Raw genomic sequence first — 17,918 nt, 5'->3', positions numbered from 1 at the left:
CTGCGGCGTCGCTTCGCTCCCGTCCCGGATCTCCCTCCACGCCGATCCGGTCGTGCGGGCCCGGACAGGGAGGAGCAGGGGTGAAGCGGACGCCAAGGCCTCGCGGTCCGCCCCTCACATCGCGGAGGCCGTCACCTGCGGAAGCGTCGCCTTCGCACCGCCCACCCTCTCGGCCGCCCGCGCCGCCTTCGCGGCGGCCTGCTGGGATAGCGCGTGCTGGGAGAGGGACGCCCGCAACGCCGCCACGTTCTGCGCGGCCTGGGCCGGGCCGAGGTCGCGGGTCAGCACCTGCTCGGCCTCGCCGAAGCGGCCCTGGAGGCCGAGCACCAGGGCGAGGTTCTGGCGCACCCGGCCGTCGGCGCGGGGATCGGCGCCGGCCTGGCGCAGGGTCGTTTCCGCCTCGGGCAGGCGCTTGGCGAGGGCATAGGACAGCCCGAGATTCGACAGGACCGCCGGCTCGCCGGGCACGATCTTGAGCGCCGCCTCGTAGTAGCGCTGGGCCTGGACGTGGTCGCCCATCTGGTCGGCCACCGCGCCCTGCGCCGAGAGCACGCGCCAGTCGGGGTTGGCCGGCGAGTGGGCGTTGCGCAGGACCTCCGCCGCCTCGGCGAAGCGGCCGACCTCGGCCAGGCTCTTGCCGTAGGCGGCGAGCACCGCCGGGTTCTTCGGGTTGCGCAGAGCCGTCTGCTGCAGCACCGCCGCGGCCTGGGCGCCCTGGTCGGTCGCCCGCAGGGCCTGGGCGTAGGCCATGGCCGTGCCGATATCGGCCGGGTCCCGCTCGTAGCGTGCGGCGAGGCGCCCGACGTCGCGCCGGGCGGTGTCGGGCGGGGCGTTCGCGTCGATCGAGCCGGTGGAGAGGGACGCGAACGAGCCGGTGGTGAGTGACTTGAGGGAGTTGAGCGGGTCGCGCGACATGCAACCCGACGCCATCAGGGCCACGATCCCGGCGACGGCGAGCCGCCGCAGGGGGGTCGGGCGGGCGGGACGGGTCTCGACGGTCGCGGGCATCGGCCACTCCAGGGCGGGCCTGGGATGTGGCAACCCCGCTCCCACGGCCCTCGTGACCGTGGTGATATGTCGTTAACCCTAATCTCCCGTTAACGCTGCGGCGCGTCGGACGGGGTCGCCTTCGGGGCCGGCTGGGGCGCCTTCGCCCCGCCCCGGTCGGTGCCGGTGCCGTGACGGCTCGGGGTCACCGCCTCGCCGTCGTGGCGATTGCCGTCCTCGATGCCGATGGTCTCGCGCCGCTCCAGCGGGTTGATGGGCTTCTGCTCCTCGGCCATGGGAAATCTCCTCTTAAGGGTCGCAATCCGGTCGGGGGTGACGCCGCAGGGGCGCCCGGGTTCCCGGGACCCGGCCGCATCTCCGGTGCAGGGCGATTTGCAGAAGGCGGAATCGGAAATAACGAGTGGCGCGCCGTCGAAAGCGCGCGGCGGAACGGCCTCCGAATGGGCCCGGGACAACCCTGAGGTCCTGTCGGGGCGACCCGGCCCATGCTAGACTAGAGGGCATGAGCGCGGTCGCCTTCGACACCCTGAAATTCGCCCGCGCCCTGCGGGAGCGGGCCCACCTCTCCGCCGAGCAGGCGGAGGGGTTGTCCGAGGTGTTCGCCGAGGCGGTCCAGGGCGGCCTGCCGACCCGAGGCGACCTCCAGGGCCTCGAAGGCTCGGTGAAGGCCGAGTTCATGGCCGTCCGGTCCGAGATCGCGGCGTTCCAGGCCGAGACCAGGGGCGAGTTCGCTGCCGTCCGGTCGGAACTGGCGGCCTTCAAGGTCGAGACGAGGAACGATTTCGCCGCCGTCCGGTCGGAGATCAGGGCTGAGTTCGCCGCCGTGCGGTCAGAATTGGCCGCCTCTCAGGTCGAGACCCGGAACGAATTCGTCTCCGTCCGGCAGGAAATGAAGGCCGAGTTCGCTGCTGTCCGTTCCGAGATGAAGACCGAGTTCGCCGCCGTCCGGCAGGAAATGAAGACCGAGTTCGCTGCTGTCCGTTCCGAGATGAAGACCGAATTTGCCGCCGTCCGATCGGACATGAAGCTGCTCGAGCAGCGGATGACGATCAAGCTCGGCGCCATGCTGGCGGCTCTCGTCGGCATCCTGCTCGCGGCGATCCGCTACATGCCGCCCCGCTAGCGGCCGGGCGCAGGTCTCGCCCCGGAGCGTGCTCCGGCGCACCGCGCGCGGAGCGGGGACGGGCGACCTTGCCGCCGGACGCGGGGAGGGGCATGGTTTCGTCCGCGAAACCGCCAAGCCGGGCCGGGCGGGGCATGTCGGCTCGGGACGCCGCGCGGGGGCGCGGAGACGCCCCGCCCTCCGTCACCCCGTTTCACCAGGCACCCCGTTTCACCAGGATTGCGCCGCATTGGACCAGAGGCCCGACGCCGCCACCGGCCTGCCGGACGACTCCTTCCCCCGCTTCGCCTTCGAGGGCGCGCCGGTCGCCCTCGCCTGCCTGGGTGGGCCGGACCGGCGCATCCTCGCCGCCAACCCGGCGCTGGGCGCCCTGCTGGGTACGACACCGGAGGCGCTGACCGGCCGCCGCCTGGCCGATCTCGCACACGCGCAGGGATCCGGATCCGGCACGGAGGTCACGGACGAGGAGCTCACGGACGAGACGCGGTGGCGCCGGGCCGACGGGTCGCCCGTGCGGGTGCGGCTCCGGGCCGGGCCTGAGCGGGACGGGTGCCGGATCCTCTCGGTCGAGGCCGTCGCGGACGGGGCGGCCGTGGCCGGAGCCCAGGCGACCCCGGCGCGGTCCCCCTCCGCCCCGCAGATCCACCCCGAGCAGACCCATCTGGCGCTCGCCTCCGCCGGCCTCGGCGAGTGGAGCTGGAGCCCGGCCGACGGCCGCGTCACCCTGTCGGACCGGGCCGCCGCGATCCTGGGCTATCCCTCCGGGGCGATGCCGGCCTGGGCGGAGCTGCGGGACGCCGTCGGCCGCGACGACCTCGACCGGATCCGCGCCACGGTGGAGGACGCCGTCGCCAAGGCGCTCCCCTACGCGATCGAGCTGCGCTTCCGCCGGGCCGATGACGGCCAGGAGGCCTGGATCTCCGCCCGCGGCCGGGCGACCCTCGCCCCCGACGGGACGCTCACCGGCATGATCGGCGTGCTGCAGGACGTCACCGCCCGGGAGGAGGCGCGGCGCGCCCTGCACGACCGCGAGCAGCGGCTGCGGGTGGCGACCACGGTCGCGGCCCTCGGCATCTTCGAGTGGCACGTGCTCGACGACCAGTCGCTCTGGGAGAACGAGCGCATGTGGGAGATCTTCGGCCGCCGGCCGCAGGACGGCACCATCAGCATGCGCGAATTCTTCCGCACGGTGGTCCACCCGGAGGACAAGGCGTCCTTCCGCCGGGCGGTGGCCGCGGCGCTCCACGGCGACGGGGTGCTGCACGCGACCACCCGCATCCGCCGGCCGGAAGCCGCGGGCGGCGAGGTCTGGCGGACGATCGAGATGGCCGGCCGCTTCGAGCGCGACGGGCCGGCGGGCCTGCCGCGGCGCCTGATCGGCGTCGTCGCCGACATCACCGACCGGCGGCTGGCCGAGGAGCGCCAGTCGCTGCTGATCCGCGAGCTGCATCACCGCGTGAAGAACACGCTGGCGACGGTGCAGGCCATCGTCGGATCCACCGCCCGGACGGCGTCGAGCATCGACAGCTTCTACGAGGCCTTCGTCGGCCGCATCATGTCGCTCGCCCACACCCACTCGGTGCTCACCGAGGACGTGTGGCAGACCGCCTCCCTGCGCGGCCTCCTGGAGAACGAGCTGCGGCCCTACGCCGACGGCGAGATGCGCGCCGGCACCGGCGGGCGGGTGGAGCTCGACGGGCCGGCGGTCGACCTGGCCTCCGAGATCGCGGTGCCGATCGGCATGGCGATCCACGAACTGACCACCAACGCCGCCAAGTACGGCGCGCTGTCGAACCGCGCCGGGCGGGTGCGGATCCGCTGGAGCGTCGAGCCCGGGGCGGACCGGCCGCGCCTGCGCTTCCACTGGCAGGAATCCGGCGGTCCCCTGGTGGCGCCGCCGACCCGCCAGGGCTTCGGCTCGCGGCTCCTGCAGCGGGTGCTGACGACCCAGGTCCAGGCCGAGGTCGCCACCGACTACGCGCCCGGCGGCCTCGTCCTCACCATGCTGGCGCCGCTGCCGGCCCGCAACGCCGCGCTCAACCCGCTGGCGGCGCTGTAGCGGGCCTTCAGGCGCCGCGGGCCGCGCCCTCGCCGCCGGCCCCGCGAAACGCCTTCAGCTCCTCGATCGACGCGAAGTGGAAGCGTCCGGCGGGCGTCTCGGCGTCGATCGTGCCGTCGGCATACATCGTGTAGGTGTTGCCGCCGGAATCGTAGGTGCCGATCACGGTCTTCGCCAGCGCCTCGTCGAGGGGCGGCTCCTGATGGAGCGGCTCTTCATGGGACGGCGCCTCCGGCCGGGGCGCCTCGGCGACGGGCTCGGGCGCCGGGGGCGCCGGCTCGGGGGGCGGAGGCGGCGGCACATCGTGCCGCTCCTCGACCACGGGACGCGGCTCCTCCGCGGGCGGCCGCGGGGGCGGCAGCGGGTCGTGAGGCGCGGGTTCGTGCGGCGGAGCCTCGTGCAGGTCGGGCCGGTAGGGGTCGGGCTCGCGGGCGACCGGCTCGTGCGGGACAGCCTCATGCGGGACCGGCTCATGCAGGACCGGCTCATGCAGGACCGGCTCCTGCCGCCCTCCCGTCAGGTCCGGATCCTCGGCCCGGTTGAGACGCAGCTCGCTCGCCGCAAACCCCACGGCCGCGCCTGCGGCACCGGCCGCCAGCGCCGCGCCGCCGTCGAAGCCCGGCGGCTCGGCCGGGCGCGGCGCGGGGGCCGGCGGGGCCGGGAACGCGATCGGCGGCAGGACGGGCTCGCTGCGGGCGGCGCGGAGCGGCAGGGCGGGAGTCTCGATCGGTGCGGTGTCCGCCGCGCCGGAGCGCTCGGCTGCGGGGCGCGCCGCCAGCGCCCGCTCGATGCGCGCGAGCCGCGCCACCGCGGCGGTGATCCCGAGCAGGACCGCGCCGCCGCTCGCCCCGACGGTGCCGGCGATCACCATGGTCCAGCCGACCTCGAGCCGCACGAAGGGAATGCCCTGCACCATCGCGGCGAGACCGCCGATCAGCATCAGGAGGGCGAGCACGGTCAACGCGACGATCATCGGACTCTCGGACTGGCGAGATGGGACGCCGGCTGAGGGGGCAGCCGAACGGGCGGGACCGGGGCCTCGCGCCCCGCCCGCTACGGCCCAGATTTAGGGGCAGCGCCCGCTTTTGCAAAATCGCCGCGCTTGCGCGGTCGCCAGAGCCCGGCAAACGGCCAAAACCCGAAATGCCGGCGCCGCGGCGGGCCGGCGGCGTTGCCGCCGGCGGGCGGCCGACTTAGGTAGACGCGGGTGCCGCGGCGGCGCCCCCGAGGCCTCGCCGCGTTGACCCCATGCGATCCGGAGACACGTCCATGGCCTTCACGCTGCCCGAACTCCCCTACGCCTACGACGCGCTGCAGCCCTACATGTCGAAGGAGACCCTGGAGTTCCACCACGACAAGCACCACAAGGCGTATGTCGACACCGGCAACAAGCTCCTCGAGGGCTCGGAGCTCGCCGGCAAGAGCGTCGAGGAGGTGGTGAAGGCCTCCTACGGCCAGAACCAGCCGCTCTTCAACAACGCCGGCCAGCACTACAACCACATCCACTTCTGGCAGTGGATGAAGCCGAACGGCGGCGGCGCGATCCCGGGCGCGCTGGAGAAGAAGATCGCCGAGGATCTCGGCGGCACCGACAAGTTCAAGGCCGACTTCATCCAGGCCGGCGTGTCGCAGTTCGGTTCCGGCTGGGCCTGGCTCGCGGTGAAGAACGGCAAGCTCGAGATCATGAAGACCCCCAACGGCGAGAACCCGCTGGTCCACGGCGCCAAGCCGATCCTCGGCGTCGACGTGTGGGAGCATTCCTACTACATCGATTACCGCAACCGCCGTCCCGACTACCTCAAGGCGTTCATCGAGAACCTGGTGAACTGGGAGCACGTCGAGAAGATGTACGGCGAGGCGATCGCCTGATCGACGCGGCACGATAGTCTGTCGATAGCCCCCTCCCCGCCCGGGCGAGGGGGCTTTTCTTTATCGATGGCTGTGCCGCGCGGAGTGGATGCAACCTTTCCCCATCTCCGTGTCATCCCGGGGCTCGGCGAAGCCGAGAACCCGGGATCCATAAACGCTGAGATGTCAGAATAGCGCGACCAGCGTTACGCTTCGAACTGAACCGTCAGCGGTTATGGATCCCGGGTTCCGCATTCGCGGCCTCGGGATGACGCGGAGGGTTTCACATCGGTCGAGGCGAGTGAGCATGAGGGGCGAGGTCCGGCCCCGGCACCAGCCGCAGGCCCTCCCGTTCCAGGAAATCCCCGAACCTGCCCGATCCGAGATAGGCGAGCTCCAGCGGCCGGCTCGCCACCACCGGATCGAGGGCCCTCAAGGCCTCGTCGATCTCGCCGGGATGGCACATCACCACCGGCGCCGGGCCGAGCGCGCGGAAGCTCGCCTCGAAGGCCTCCGCGAAGCCCTCCCCCTCCGCGAAGTCCGAGAAGCCGGAGAAGCCGCGATTGGCGGAGAACCCCGCCCGCCGGACCGCTGGCCCGAAGCCGAGGCCGAGCCCGGCCACGACGAATGCCTTGCGCGCCTGCGGCCGCGCCCGGATCGCCCCCAGGGTGTCGCCCGGGTCGCGCAGCCAGCCCCGCCAGCCCCGCACCGAGAGCGCCGCCAGGAGCGCGCCCCGCACCCCCGGCAGGACGTGGACGTGCTGGTGCCCGTCGACGAAGTCCGGCAGGCGGCCCATCGCCGCCGCGAAGGCGTCGAGCTGGCGCTCGATCTCGGGGCGGACATCCGCGGCCTTGAGCCCGCCCGACAGGGCGAGCCGCAGGAGGCGCCCGAGGGGCGGCAGGCGCCCGTCCGGCGCCAGACGCGGCAGAGGCCCGAGGGGTTCGCCCGTGGTGAGGGTCAGGTGGAGCCCAAGGCCGACCGTGCCGGAGAGTTCGGCCAGGGCCGGCGCCGCCTCAGGGAAGGCCGGGATGTTGGTCATCGCGCCGGTCGCTGATATGCGCTTCACCCGCGCCAGCGCGAGGATGCCCCGGCTGACGCCCGGGCTCAGGCCGTAATCGTCGGCGCAGAGCACGACCGGGCGCCGTTCAGGAAGCATGGCTTAGATCTCGCGCTCGAACCGCCGGTGCGCGCACCGGCCTGATCACCGAAAGAAACGAGGGACAGCACCGTGGAGCTGTTCAGACACCCCGAGCCGGTCGACCTGAGCGTCGTCATACCGGTCTTCAACGAGAGCGCCAACGTCGCGCCGCTGCTCGCCCGCCTCACGCCCGTCCTGGAGCGCCTGACGCCGGCCTGGGAGGTTGTGTTCGTCGACGACGGCAGCCGCGACGACACCGCCGCGGTGGTGGCCGCCCACCACGCCGGCGAGCCGCGGATCGGCGCGGTCTCGTTCAGCCGCAACTTCGGCAAGGAGATCGCCATCGCAGCCGGCCTCGACCACGCCGAGGGCCGCGCCGTGGTGATCATGGATGCCGACCTCCAGCACCCGCCCGAGCTGATCGCGACATTCTGGGAGCGCTGGCAGGAGGGCAACGTGATGGTCTACGCCCAGCGCACCGACCGCGACGACGAGAGCGCGATGCGGCGCGGCTTCGCCCGGCTGTTCTACCGGCTGTTCGCCCGCTTCGGCGAGATGCCGCTGCCCGAGGGGGCCGGCGACTTCCGCCTGATCGACCGCAAGGGCGTCGAGGTGCTGCGCTCGCTCCCCGAGCGGGCGCGGTTCTCGAAGGGGCTGTATTCCTGGATCGGGTTCCGCTCCGTCGGCGTGCCCTACCAGGTCGAGGAGCGCCAGCACGGCAGCTCGAAATGGAGCTTTCGCAAGCTGTTCCGCTTCGCCTTCGACGGCATCACCTCGTTCTCGACGGTGCCTTTGCGAGTCTGGACCTATCTCGGCGGTGCCATCGCCACGGTGGCCTTCCTGACCGCGCTCTACTTCATCGCCGACACCCTGCTGCGCGGCCCCGACGTGCCGGGCTACGCCTCGCTGATCGTCTCGGTGATGTTCTTCTCCGGGGTGCAGCTGATGTCGCTCGGCATCATCGGCGAGTATATCGGGCGCATCTTCGCCGAGGTGAAAAGGCGCCCGCTCTACGTCGTCGCCGAGCGGATCGGCCCGGCGGCGGCGGGCCACGACCGGCTGGTGCGGGACGACCGGCGAGGGGAAAGACGGGGCGGCCGGCAGGCGCGCTATTCCGGCGCCGCGTGAGGCTTATCGGTCCCGGTTCCGATCACGTCCTGTGGTAATGACCGCCGCATGATTCGCAGCATCCTCTCGGTCGGCGGCTGGACGCTGGTCTCGCGGGCCACCGGCTTCCTGCGCGACGTGGTCATGGCCGCCGTGATGGGCGCCGGCCCGATCGCCGACGCCTTCGTGGTGGCGTTCCGGCTGCCGAACCACTTTCGCGCGATCTTCGGCGAGGGCGCCTTCAACGTCGCCTTCGTGCCGACCTACGCCGCCCTCGACGCCGAGGCCGGGGCGGCGCGCGCCTTCGCCGACCGGGTCTTCACCCTGATGCTGCTGGTGCAGGTGGCGCTGCTCGCGCTCGCCCTGCCGCTGATGCCGGTGATCGTGCGGGCGCTCGCCCCCGGCTTCGCCGACGAGCCCGAGAAATTCGCGCTCGCGGTCACGCTCACCCGCATCACCTTCCCGTACCTGCTGTTCATCACCCTGGTGACGCTGCTGTCGGGCATCCTCAACGCCCGCCGGCGCTTCGCGGCCGCCGCGGCGGCACCTGTCCTCCTCAACGTCTCGCTGCTGGCGGCCCTCGCCCTCGCTGTCCTGTTCCCGAATGCCGGCTACGCCGCCGCCTGGGGCGTCGCGGTGTCGGGCGTGCTGCAATTCCTCCTCGTCTGGGCCGATGCCAGGCGGGCCGGCCTCGCGCCGTCCCTCGTGCGCCCGACACTGCAGGATGCCGGCATGCGCCAGTTCTTCCGGATGCTGGGCCCGGCGGTGATCGGCTCGGCCGGCGTGCAGATCGCGATGTTCGCCGACACGATCATCGCCTCGTTCCTGCCGACCGGCGCGGTCTCGGCGCTCTACTACGCCGACCGGCTCTACCAGCTGCCCTTCGGGGTCATCGGCATCGCCGCCGGCACGGTGCTGCTGCCGGAGATGAGCCGGCGCATCGCCGCGAAGGACGAGGCCGGCGCCCACGCGGCGCAGAACCGCGCCACCGGCTTCTCGCTGGCCCTCTCGGCGCCGTTCGCGGTCGCGTTCCTGCTGGTGCCGGACCTGATCATGACGGCGCTGTTCCAGCGCGGCGCCTTCGACGCCGAGGCGGCCGCCCGCTCCGGCGCGGTGCTGGCGGCCTACGGCCTGGCGCTGCCGGCGGCGGTGCTGATCCGCTCGATCGTGGCGAGCTTCTACGCCCGCCAGGACAGCCGCACGCCTGTTATTGCTTCGCTCACGGCGGTCGCCGTCAACGTGCTCCTGAAGGTGGTGCTCACCGGGCCGCTCGGGGTGATGGGCCTCGCCCTCGCCACCGCCGCGGGCGTCTGGGTCAACGTGCTGATCCTGTTCTGCCTCGCCTATGGTCGCGGCTGGACGGCGCCGAGCCGCACGCTGATCGTCACCGCCTGCGGGGTGCTCGCCGCCTGCGCGGTGCTCGCCGCCTGCACCCTCGGCGGCCTGCCGCTGATCGACCGCCTGATGCCGTCCCTGCCGCGCTTCCGCGAGCTGGCGGTGCTCGCGGCGCTCGGAACGGCCGGGCTCGTCGCCTACGCGGCGACGCTGCTCGTGGCGCTACGGCTGTTCGGGGTGCGGCTCAGGCGGGTGTGAGCGGTGGGGGCGGACGCGTTCCTTCGGTCCCGTAGCGGCTTAGACCCGCGCCGATCTTTCTCTCCCTAGGGTCATTCCGGGCTCCGCTGCGCGGCCCCGGAATGACACGGAGGGTGTCGAGAGCGCCGAAAGAACTCCCTGCCGAACCCGGCCCGGCCCCCCGCGCGTTGACGGGCGCGATCCCGCCCGCGCCGCACGAGGCCCCCATGCCCCTTCCCGCCCCGCTCGACCGCGCCGAGGCCGTGGTCTTCGATGCCTACGGCACGCTGCTCGACGTCCATTCCGCCGTGCAACGCCACGCCGCCGCGATCGGGCCGGAGGCGCAGAAGCTGTCCGAGACCTGGCGCCAGAAGCAGCTCGAATATTCCTGGGTCCTGTCCCTGTGCGGGCGCTACGCCCCGTTCTGGACGCTGACCGAGCGGGCGCTCGACTACGCCCTCGCGAAGCACCCGGGGGTGGATCGCGGCGCGCGGGACGATCTGCTCGAGGCCTACAAGACCCTCGACGCCTATCCGGAGGTGCCCGGCACCCTCGAGGCCCTGCGCCGGGCCGGTCTCCGGACCGCGATCCTGTCGAACGGCGATCCGGCGATGCTCGACGCGGCGGTGAGGGCGACGGGCCTCGGGGACCGTCTCGGCGCCGTGCTCTCGGTCGATCCGGCCGGCACCTTCAAGACGGCGCCCGCCGCCTACGACCTCGCGCCGGACGCCCTCGGCGTCGCGCGGGAGAAAATCGTCTTCCTGTCCTCGAACCGCTGGGACGTCGCCGGGGCGGCGGCCTACGGCTTCGCCCCGGTCTGGGTCAACCGCACCGACCAGCCCGACGAGTACTCGGACCTCGCGCCGGTCCGGGTGATCCGATCCCTCGACGGGCTTTTGGCCTGACAAGGCCCAGCCTGATCACGCGGCCTAATCACTCGCCGGCGACGGGCCGCACCGCGCCGGGCATCGCGTCCGCGGCGGTCTCGCGGCGGCGGTAGATCAGCAGGGTGGCGACGAGGCCGCAGGCGCCCGCGAAGGCCATCCACAGACCCGGCGCCGCCTTGTTGTCGAGCTTCTCGATCAGCCAGGTCGAGACGACCGGGGTGAAGCCGCCGAAGAGCGCCGTGGCGAGCGAGTAGGCGAGCGAGAAGCCGGTGGTGCGGACGTGCTTCGGGACGATCTCGGTCAGCGCCACCACCATCGCGCCGTTGTAGCTGCCGTACAGGAACGACAGCCACAAGAGCGTGAGCAGCATGTTGGTGAACGAGATGTTGGAGGTCAGCCACGCCAGCGCCGGGTAGGCGGTGAGCATGGCCAGGGCTGAGAACACGATCAGGATCGGCTTGCGGCCGATCCTGTCGGAGAGCGCGCCCATCACCGGCAGCCAGATCAGGTTCGACAGGGCGGTGCAGAAGGTGACGATCAGGCTGTCGGTCTCGGACAGCTTCAGCACGGACTTGCCGAAGGTCGGGGTGTAGACCGTGATGGTGTAGAACGACACCGTGGTCATCACCACGAGCAGCATGCCGAGCGCCACGATCTTCCAGTTCTGGCCGAGCGAGGTGAAGACCTCGCTGAGCTCAGGGCGGTGCTTCTGCTGCAGGAATTCCTGGGTCTCTTCCAGCGAGCGCCGGATGTAGAACAGGAACGGCACGATCATGCAGCCGATGAAGAACGGGATGCGCCAGCCCCAGTCGGACATCTGCGCCGGCATCAAAGCGTGGCTCAAGGCAAAGCCGATCAGCGCCGCCACCATCACGGCGACCTGCTGGCTGCCCGACTGCCACGAGACGTAGAATCCCTTGCGGCCCGGCGTCGCCATCTCGGCGAGGTAGACCGAGACGCCGCCGAGCTCGACGCCGGCGGAGAAGCCCTGGAGCAGCCGGCCGATCAGCACCAGGAACGGCGCCGCGAGCCCGATCGTGGCGTAGGACGGCACGAAGGCGATCAGCACCGTGCCGGCGGCCATGATGCCGAGCGTCACGATCAGGCCCTGGCGCCGGCCGATCCGGTCGACATAGGCGCCGAGGAAGATCGCCCCGAGGGGGCGCATCAGGAAGCCCGCTCCGAAGGTCATGAAGGTGAGCATGAGCGAGGCGAACTCGTTCCCGGCCGGGAAGAACGCCTTCGCGATGTGGCTCGCGTAGATCCCGAACAGGAAGAAATCGAACATTTCCAGGAAGTTGCCGCTCGTGACGCGCAACACCGTGGCGACCTTCGACCCCTGCGGACCGTGGACCGGACCTGCCATGCTCTCCTCCCGAATGCGGGCTTCCTCGTCTGCCCCCTCTCTACCGCTAACGCCGTTACGTTTGACAGAAAAATCTAATCCCGAAGAATTTATGCCCCGGCCGCGAACCGCGGGGGAGAACCGGTGGAGCCGGCGCGTCAGGCGGGTTACCTAGGCGAGAGAGGGCGGATGATCGCCGCCGGGGAGGAACCATGACCATGACGACAGGGCGCTGGAACATCGCCTTCGGCCGCAGAACCACCCTCTCCCGCCTGGCCGCCGGACTGCTGGCCGGGCTCGTCCTCGCCGCCCCGGCCCGGGCGGCGGAGGTCCGGGTGATGATCTCCGGCGGCTTTACCGCCGCCTACCAGGCCCTGGTGCCGAGCTTCGAAGCCAAGACCGGCAACAAGGTGGACACCGCCTACGGCCCCTCGATGGGCACGGCCCCGGAGGCGATCCCCGTGCGGCTCGCGCGCGGCGAGCCGGCCGACGTGCTGATCATGGTCGGCTACGCCCTCGATAACCTCGACAAGGAGGGCAAGATCGCGCCCGGCAGCAAGGTCGCATTGGCCGATTCGCGGATCGGCCTCGCGGTCAAGGCCGGCGCACCGGTGCCGGACATCCACGACCTCGATCACTTCAAGAAGGCGCTCCTCGCCGCGACCTCGATCGCCTATTCGGACAGCGCCAGCGGCGTCTACATCGAGAAGGAGATGTACCGGAAGCTCGGCCTGCACGACGAGCTGGCGGGCAAGAGCCGGATGATCGTCGCCGAGCGCGTCGGCAACGTGGTCGCCCGCGGCGACGCCGAGTTCGGCTTCCAGCAGCTGAGCGAGCTGAAGCCGGTCAAGGGCATCACCATCGTCGGCCCGGTCCCGGCCGAAGTGCAGCAGGTGACGGTGTTCTCGGCCGGGATCCCGAAGGGCGCCGCCCATCCGGAGGCGGCGAAGGCGCTCATCGCCTGGCTCTCGGCCCCCGAGAACGCCGCGACCGTCGCCGCGACGGGACTCGACCCGATCAAGGGCCGCTAACTCCCGATTCACGACAAGGGAGAATGCGAGGGATCGGATTCACCACCTCTTCACGCCGCCAGGTGCCTGATGGGCCTCACACAACAGGTCTCGCGCCGCCCGAGAGGGCGGCCAAGCGGGCGAAGGACGGCATCATGCAGCAGGGTCGGACACCCGGAGCGGCGGCGCGCCTGAAAGCGCCGCTGCTCCGGCAGGAGAAGCACGCGCATCAGCGCTACCTCGCGGCCCCGGGCTACCATCCGGGCGCCCTAGTGATCGCGATGGCGGGCCCGGCGCTCGGGGCCGCGATCGTGGCGGTGATCGCCCTGGGGTTGCGGGTGTCGTTGTGACGCGCGATAAGTCTAGGCCGAGATCATCGCGCCGATAGTCCTGCACCCGCGGGATCAGCGGGGCGGGAACAGCAGCAGCGTCAGGAACATCCGCTTCGAGACTTCATCCGCACTGTCGAGATGAGCGATAGCGGATCGCGCCAGACGAACGTACACCTCCACCTCTGACTCCGAAACGACGTAGGCCGGATCGTAATCGGCGAGCATGCGTCGCTCGTTCAACGTAATGAAGATCCGCGCATAGTCGGCAATCGATCGATCCCAGCCGCCTGCCGGGACATACCGATGATACCGGGCCGAGGGTGCCGACTTCAGCACCTCCTGGCAGAGTGCCTTCATCTTGGCGTGCTCGATCGATCGGTAGGCCAAGCCGTACACGAGCGTGCCGCGCTCGGTGGTCTCTGCGAACAGGTCGGCGGCTGCGATCAGCCCGGCGTGGAAAACCGCATAATAAGTGGCGGACACGGCCCGGCAAAGATCAGTCAAGCGCGATGGTTCGGACCCGCCGACTGGCGCAAGAAGCCGCTCGGCCTGGTCAAGCAGATGATCTGAGTCGAGCATCCGGCAGCTCCGGCTCGTCTTCGATCCTGGAAAAGCTTACGAGCGGCAGCCTGCTCTCGCCGACGCGCGATAATTCGTCCCAGATCGATCCCAGGATTTTCAGGAGCTGGTCTCCGCTCAGCTCGGCCAGTCTCGCACCGGGGAATAGAACGACGATCTTGATCGCGCCCTCTCCATCGAAGGTGTATTCCCGCTGAAGCCTCGCATCCAGAGGCATGGTCTCGCCGACGACCTTCCTCGCCGCTGCCTTTGCCAGACCAGCCAATTCGTTGAGCGGACGCTCCATCGGCCCCTCCACTCCCACACGTGCGGAGCAGCCGATACTCTGCACGTCGCAGCCTCCGGCGTAAACGCGCATCCCCGCTTGATCCTGCCCATGCCAACCCCGCTCCGCTTCGGCCCCGCCCGCGCCAATCGGCCGGATTGCCGAACCGTCCTCCACCCCGCCATGGATAAGCCATGCGGCGCCACGTCCCCCTCGTCCTCGCGGCCCTTCTCGCCTTCGTGGCGACGGCGCTCCTCGCCTATCAGTGGCTCGGGCAGCCGACGACCCTGCGCGTCGCGGTCGGGCCGGCGGGGAGCGAGGATGCGCGCCTCGTCGCGGCGGTGACGCAGTCGCTCGCCCGCACCCACGAGGACGTGCGCCTGCGGCCGGTCGCGACCGGGGGCGTCGCCGAGAGCGCGAGCCTCGCCGAACGGGGCAAGGCCGACCTCGCGGTGGTGCGCTCCGACGTCGGCATCCCGGCCAACACCCAGACGGTGGCGATCCTGCACCGCAACGCCGTGCTGCTGCTGACGACCGACCCATCGCTCGCCGCCGTGCCGGACCTGCGCGGGCGCCGGATCGGGATCGTGCGCAACCCCTCCGGCAACACCCGGCTGCTCGCCACCATCCTGGAGCATTACGACATCCCGGCCGACGCCGTGACGGTCGTGCCGCTCGGCGACGGGCACGAGGCCGGCGAGGCCCTGCGCGGGCACCGGGTCGATGCCGTGATGGTGGTGAGCCCGCTCACCGGCCGCACCGCCGGCGACGTCGTGGCGAGCATCATCAAAGGAGATAACGGAGTCTCGGCCGGCGGCACCCCGAACTTCATCCCGATCGGCGAGGCGGCGGTGCTGGCCCGGCGCTGGCCGGCGCTGGAGAGCGTCGAGATCGCCCGCGGCACCTTCGGCGGCACCCCGCCGCGCCCGGCCGAGGCCGTCGCCACGATCGGGGTCAGCCACCGGCTGGTGGCCCAGGCGCACCTGTCCGATTCGATCGTCTCGGAGCTGACGCGGCTCCTCTTCGTCAACCGGCCCGGCCTCGCCGTCGAGGTGCCGCTCGCCAATCAGATCGAGGCGCCCGACACCTCGAAGAGCGCGTCGCTCCCGGTCCATCCCGGCGCCCAGGCCTATTACGAGGGCGAGGTCGAGAGCTTCTTCGAGCGCTACGGCGACTGGTTCTACCTGGTCGTGATGTGCGTCTCGATCCTCGGCTCGGCCGCCGCCGGGCTGGTGTCGCGGGCGGCCAACCGCTCGCGGGCCCGGGACATGGCGCTGCTGCGCCAGCTGCTGGCCATCGTGCGGGCGAGCCGCGACGTCGAGGACGACGGAGAACTCGCCGACCTCGAGCGGCAGGCCGACGAGATCCTGGCCGCGGCGCTCGCCCGGGCCGGCGCGGGCGCGATCGACAATGCCGGCGTCGCGGCCTTCACCCTCGGCCTCGATCAGGCCCGGCGCGCCATCGCCGAGCGCCGCGCCGTGCTGCTGGAGCGGCAGGCGCAGGGCCTCGACCGCGCACCGGACCCGCGCTCCGCCGCGGCGGAGTGACACCTCGCAAGACGAGCCCCCTCTTGCGAACAGGCGCCACACCTTATATTGCGACGCAACAGTTTTCCCCCGGCTCGATGCGTCCGGCTGCCATCCTGGCGGCCCGCGACGTGCCGGGCTTTGTTTGCTTCGGATATCCCATGAAGCTGCGCAATATCGCCATCATCGCCCACGTCGACCACGGCAAGACGACCCTGGTCGACAAGCTGCTCCAGCAATCCGGCTCGTTCCGCGAGAACCAGCGGGTCGAGGAGCGCGCGATGGACTCGAACGACCTCGAGAAGGAGCGCGGCATCACCATCCTGGCCAAGGCCACCTCGGTGGTCTGGAAGGACACCCGCATCAACATCGTCGACACCCCCGGCCACGCCGATTTCGGCGGCGAGGTCGAGCGCATCCTCTCGATGGTCGACGGCGTGATCGTGCTGGTCGATGCCGCCGAGGGCCCGATGCCCCAGACCAAGTTCGTGGTTTCGAAGGCGCTCAAGATCGGCCTGCGCCCGATCGTGGCGGTCAACAAGGTCGACCGTCCCGACGCCCGCATCACCGAGGTGGTGAACGAGGTCTTCGACCTGTTCGCGGCGCTCGACGCCACCGACGAGCAGCTCGACTTCCCGATCCTGTACGGCTCGGGCCGCAACGGCTGGATGTCGACCTCGCCGGAGGGCGACCAGTCCGAGGGCCTCGCGCCCCTGTTCGACCTGGTGCTGGAGCACGTGCCCCAGGCCAAGACCGAGGAGGGCCCGTTCCGGATGCTCGGCACCCTGCTCGAGGCCAACCCGTTCCTCGGCCGCATCATCACCGGGCGCATCGCCTCGGGCACGGTGAAGCCGAACCAGCAGATCAAGGTCCTCGACCGCGAGGGCAAGGTCGTGGAGACCGGCCGCGTCTCGAAGATCCTGGCCTTCCGCGGCCTTGAGCGCCAGCCGATCGAGACCGGCGAGGCGGGCGACATCGTGTCGATCGCAGGCCTCGTGAAGGGCACCGTCGCCGACACCTTCTGCGACCCGCAGGTCGAGACCCCGATCCAGGCCCAGCCGATCGACCCGCCGACCGTGACGATGTCGTTCATCGTGAACGATTCGCCGCTCGCCGGCACCGAGGGCGACAAGGTCACGAGCCGCATGATCCGCGACCGCCTGTTCAAGGAGGCCGAGGGCAACGTCACGCTCAAGATCGAGGAAGCCGCCGACAAGGATTCGTTCTACGTCTCCGGCCGCGGTGAGCTGCAGCTCGCGATCCTGATCGAGACCATGCGCCGCGAGGGCTTCGAGATCGCCGTGTCGCGTCCCCGCGTCGTCTTCGAGAAGGACGAGGCCGGCGAGATCATGGAGCCGATCGAGGAGGTCGTGATCGACGTCGACGAGGAGTATTCCGGCGTCGTCGTGCAGAAGATGTCGGAGCGCAAGGCCGACATGATCGAGATGCGCCCGTCGGGCGGCAACCGCCTGCGCCTGGTGTTCCACGCTCCGACCCGCGGCCTGATCGGCTACCAGGGCGAGCTGATGACCGACACCCGCGGCACCGCGATCATGAACCGGCTGTTCAAGGCCTACGAGCCCTACAAGGGCGAGATCGCCGGCCGCCGCAACGGCGTGCTGATGTCGAACGACCAGGGCGAGGCGGTGGCCTACGCCCTGTGGAACCTCGAGGATCGCGGCCCGATGATGATCGAGCCGGGCTGGAAGGTCTACCAGGGCATGATCATCGGCGAGCACAACCGCGAGAACGACCTCGAGGTGAACGTGCTCAAGGGCAAGAAGCTCACCAACATCCGCACCACCTCGAAGGACGAGGCGGTGCGCCTGACCCCGCCGATCCGCATGACCCTCGAGCGCTCGCTCGCCTGGATCCAGGACGACGAGCTCGTCGAGGTGACCCCGAAGTCGATCCGCCTGCGCAAGGCCGTGCTCGACCCGAACGACCGCAAGCGGGCGGAGCGGGCCAAGGAAGCGCTGAGCGCCTGATCGGCTTCATGACGATCTGAGATGTCCGTCCCTCGCCCCTTCCCGGGGCGGGGGATTTTTTATGGCGGCGGTGGACGGGCTGCCTGCTCAAGTGGATTCCCGGTTCTTCGTCCCGTATCCGGTAGGATGAA

At 70.9% G+C, this 17,918-nt stretch carries 17 protein-coding genes; 10 read left to right on the top strand and 7 right to left on the bottom strand.

Going from position 1 to position 17,918, the window contains the following annotated elements:
- Window positions 1–114: 114 nt before the first annotated feature.
- Together BM430_RS09690 and BM430_RS09685 are read right to left on the bottom strand one after the other, a co-directional pair.
- On the bottom strand, window positions 115–930 hold the full coding sequence (locus BM430_RS09690) for a tetratricopeptide repeat protein (protein ID WP_244539417.1): 816 nt from the start codon (window positions 928–930) through the stop codon (window positions 115–117).
- Window positions 931–1,097: 167 nt separating this feature from the next.
- Window positions 1,098–1,283 (bottom strand): hypothetical protein, encoded by a 186-nt coding sequence (locus tag BM430_RS09685; protein ID WP_093567039.1) that lies wholly within the window; start codon window positions 1,281–1,283, stop codon window positions 1,098–1,100.
- 227 nt (window positions 1,284–1,510) lie between these two features.
- On the opposite strand from BM430_RS09685, the gene BM430_RS09680 reads away from it, so the two are divergent.
- Window positions 1,511–2,131 (top strand): CCDC90 family protein, encoded by a 621-nt coding sequence (locus tag BM430_RS09680; RefSeq protein WP_093567038.1) that lies wholly within the window; start codon window positions 1,511–1,513, stop codon window positions 2,129–2,131.
- A gap of 229 nt (window positions 2,132–2,360) precedes the next feature.
- Window positions 2,361–4,190, top strand: a complete 1,830-nt coding sequence (locus BM430_RS09675; protein ID WP_244539406.1) for a PAS domain-containing sensor histidine kinase — start codon at window positions 2,361–2,363, stop codon at window positions 4,188–4,190.
- Between the two features lie 7 nt (window positions 4,191–4,197).
- On the opposite strand, the gene BM430_RS09670 is transcribed toward BM430_RS09675, so the two are convergent.
- On the bottom strand, window positions 4,198–5,163 hold the full coding sequence (locus BM430_RS09670) for a hypothetical protein (RefSeq protein WP_244539405.1): 966 nt from the start codon (window positions 5,161–5,163) through the stop codon (window positions 4,198–4,200).
- Between the two features lie 296 nt (window positions 5,164–5,459).
- Here BM430_RS09670 and BM430_RS09665 point away from each other — a divergent pair, with 296 nt between their 5' ends.
- Complete coding sequence (locus BM430_RS09665) at window positions 5,460–6,059, top strand: superoxide dismutase (protein ID WP_048429540.1); 600 nt, start codon at window positions 5,460–5,462, stop codon at window positions 6,057–6,059.
- Between the two features lie 262 nt (window positions 6,060–6,321).
- On the opposite strand, the gene BM430_RS09660 is transcribed toward BM430_RS09665, so the two are convergent.
- Window positions 6,322–7,194: a ChbG/HpnK family deacetylase gene (locus BM430_RS09660; protein WP_093567037.1), complete on the bottom strand. Its 873-nt coding sequence runs from the start codon at window positions 7,192–7,194 to the stop codon at window positions 6,322–6,324.
- Between the two features lie 72 nt (window positions 7,195–7,266).
- Here BM430_RS09660 and BM430_RS09655 point away from each other — a divergent pair, with 72 nt between their 5' ends.
- The 3 genes from BM430_RS09655 to BM430_RS09645 all read left to right on the top strand — a co-directional run bounded on the left by BM430_RS09655 (window position 7,267) and on the right by BM430_RS09645 (window position 10,760).
- Window positions 7,267–8,304, top strand: a complete 1,038-nt coding sequence (locus BM430_RS09655; RefSeq protein WP_093567036.1) for a glycosyltransferase family 2 protein — start codon at window positions 7,267–7,269, stop codon at window positions 8,302–8,304.
- A gap of 48 nt (window positions 8,305–8,352) precedes the next feature.
- On the top strand, window positions 8,353–9,876 hold the full coding sequence (murJ, locus tag BM430_RS09650) for a murein biosynthesis integral membrane protein MurJ (protein WP_093567035.1): 1,524 nt from the start codon (window positions 8,353–8,355) through the stop codon (window positions 9,874–9,876).
- Window positions 9,877–10,082: 206 nt separating this feature from the next.
- The gene (locus BM430_RS09645; RefSeq protein WP_093567034.1) at window positions 10,083–10,760 is read left to right on the top strand and encodes a haloacid dehalogenase type II; all 678 of its coding nucleotides are present in this window, start codon (window positions 10,083–10,085) and stop codon (window positions 10,758–10,760) included.
- Between the two features lie 28 nt (window positions 10,761–10,788).
- Here BM430_RS09645 and BM430_RS09640 read toward each other — a convergent pair whose 3' ends face one another.
- Window positions 10,789–12,108: an MFS transporter gene (locus BM430_RS09640; RefSeq protein ID WP_093567033.1), complete on the bottom strand. Its 1,320-nt coding sequence runs from the start codon at window positions 12,106–12,108 to the stop codon at window positions 10,789–10,791.
- A 191-nt stretch (window positions 12,109–12,299) separates the two neighbouring features.
- On the opposite strand from BM430_RS09640, the gene BM430_RS09635 reads away from it, so the two are divergent.
- Window positions 12,300–13,118, top strand: coding sequence for a molybdate ABC transporter substrate-binding protein (locus BM430_RS09635; protein WP_244539404.1), 819 nt, complete (start codon window positions 12,300–12,302; stop codon window positions 13,116–13,118).
- Between the two features lie 134 nt (window positions 13,119–13,252).
- The gene (locus tag BM430_RS09630) at window positions 13,253–13,447 is read left to right on the top strand and encodes a hypothetical protein (protein ID WP_093567032.1); all 195 of its coding nucleotides are present in this window, start codon (window positions 13,253–13,255) and stop codon (window positions 13,445–13,447) included.
- A 54-nt stretch (window positions 13,448–13,501) separates the two neighbouring features.
- Here BM430_RS09630 and BM430_RS09625 read toward each other — a convergent pair whose 3' ends face one another.
- On the bottom strand, window positions 13,502–14,008 hold the full coding sequence (locus BM430_RS09625; RefSeq protein ID WP_143131987.1) for a hypothetical protein: 507 nt from the start codon (window positions 14,006–14,008) through the stop codon (window positions 13,502–13,504).
- Window positions 13,983–14,294 (bottom strand): hypothetical protein, encoded by a 312-nt coding sequence (locus BM430_RS09620; protein ID WP_143131986.1) that lies wholly within the window; start codon window positions 14,292–14,294, stop codon window positions 13,983–13,985. Before BM430_RS09620 ends, BM430_RS09625 begins: the two co-directional genes overlap by 26 nt.
- Before the next feature lie 173 nt (window positions 14,295–14,467).
- On the opposite strand from BM430_RS09620, the gene BM430_RS09615 reads away from it, so the two are divergent.
- The gene (locus BM430_RS09615) at window positions 14,468–15,820 is read left to right on the top strand and encodes a TAXI family TRAP transporter solute-binding subunit (RefSeq protein ID WP_093567029.1); all 1,353 of its coding nucleotides are present in this window, start codon (window positions 14,468–14,470) and stop codon (window positions 15,818–15,820) included.
- A gap of 140 nt (window positions 15,821–15,960) precedes the next feature.
- Window positions 15,961–17,787 carry a translational GTPase TypA gene (typA, locus tag BM430_RS09610; protein ID WP_093567028.1) on the top strand — a complete coding sequence of 609 codons (1,827 nt, stop codon included), beginning with the start codon at window positions 15,961–15,963 and terminating at the stop codon, window positions 17,785–17,787.
- Window positions 17,788–17,918 lie beyond the last annotated feature (131 nt).

The organism is Methylobacterium sp. 174MFSha1.1, from assembly GCF_900116815.1.
In the GTDB taxonomy this organism is placed as follows: Bacteria; Pseudomonadota; Alphaproteobacteria; order Rhizobiales; family Beijerinckiaceae; genus Methylobacterium.
This window is presented reverse-complemented; position numbering and strand designations above follow the sequence as displayed.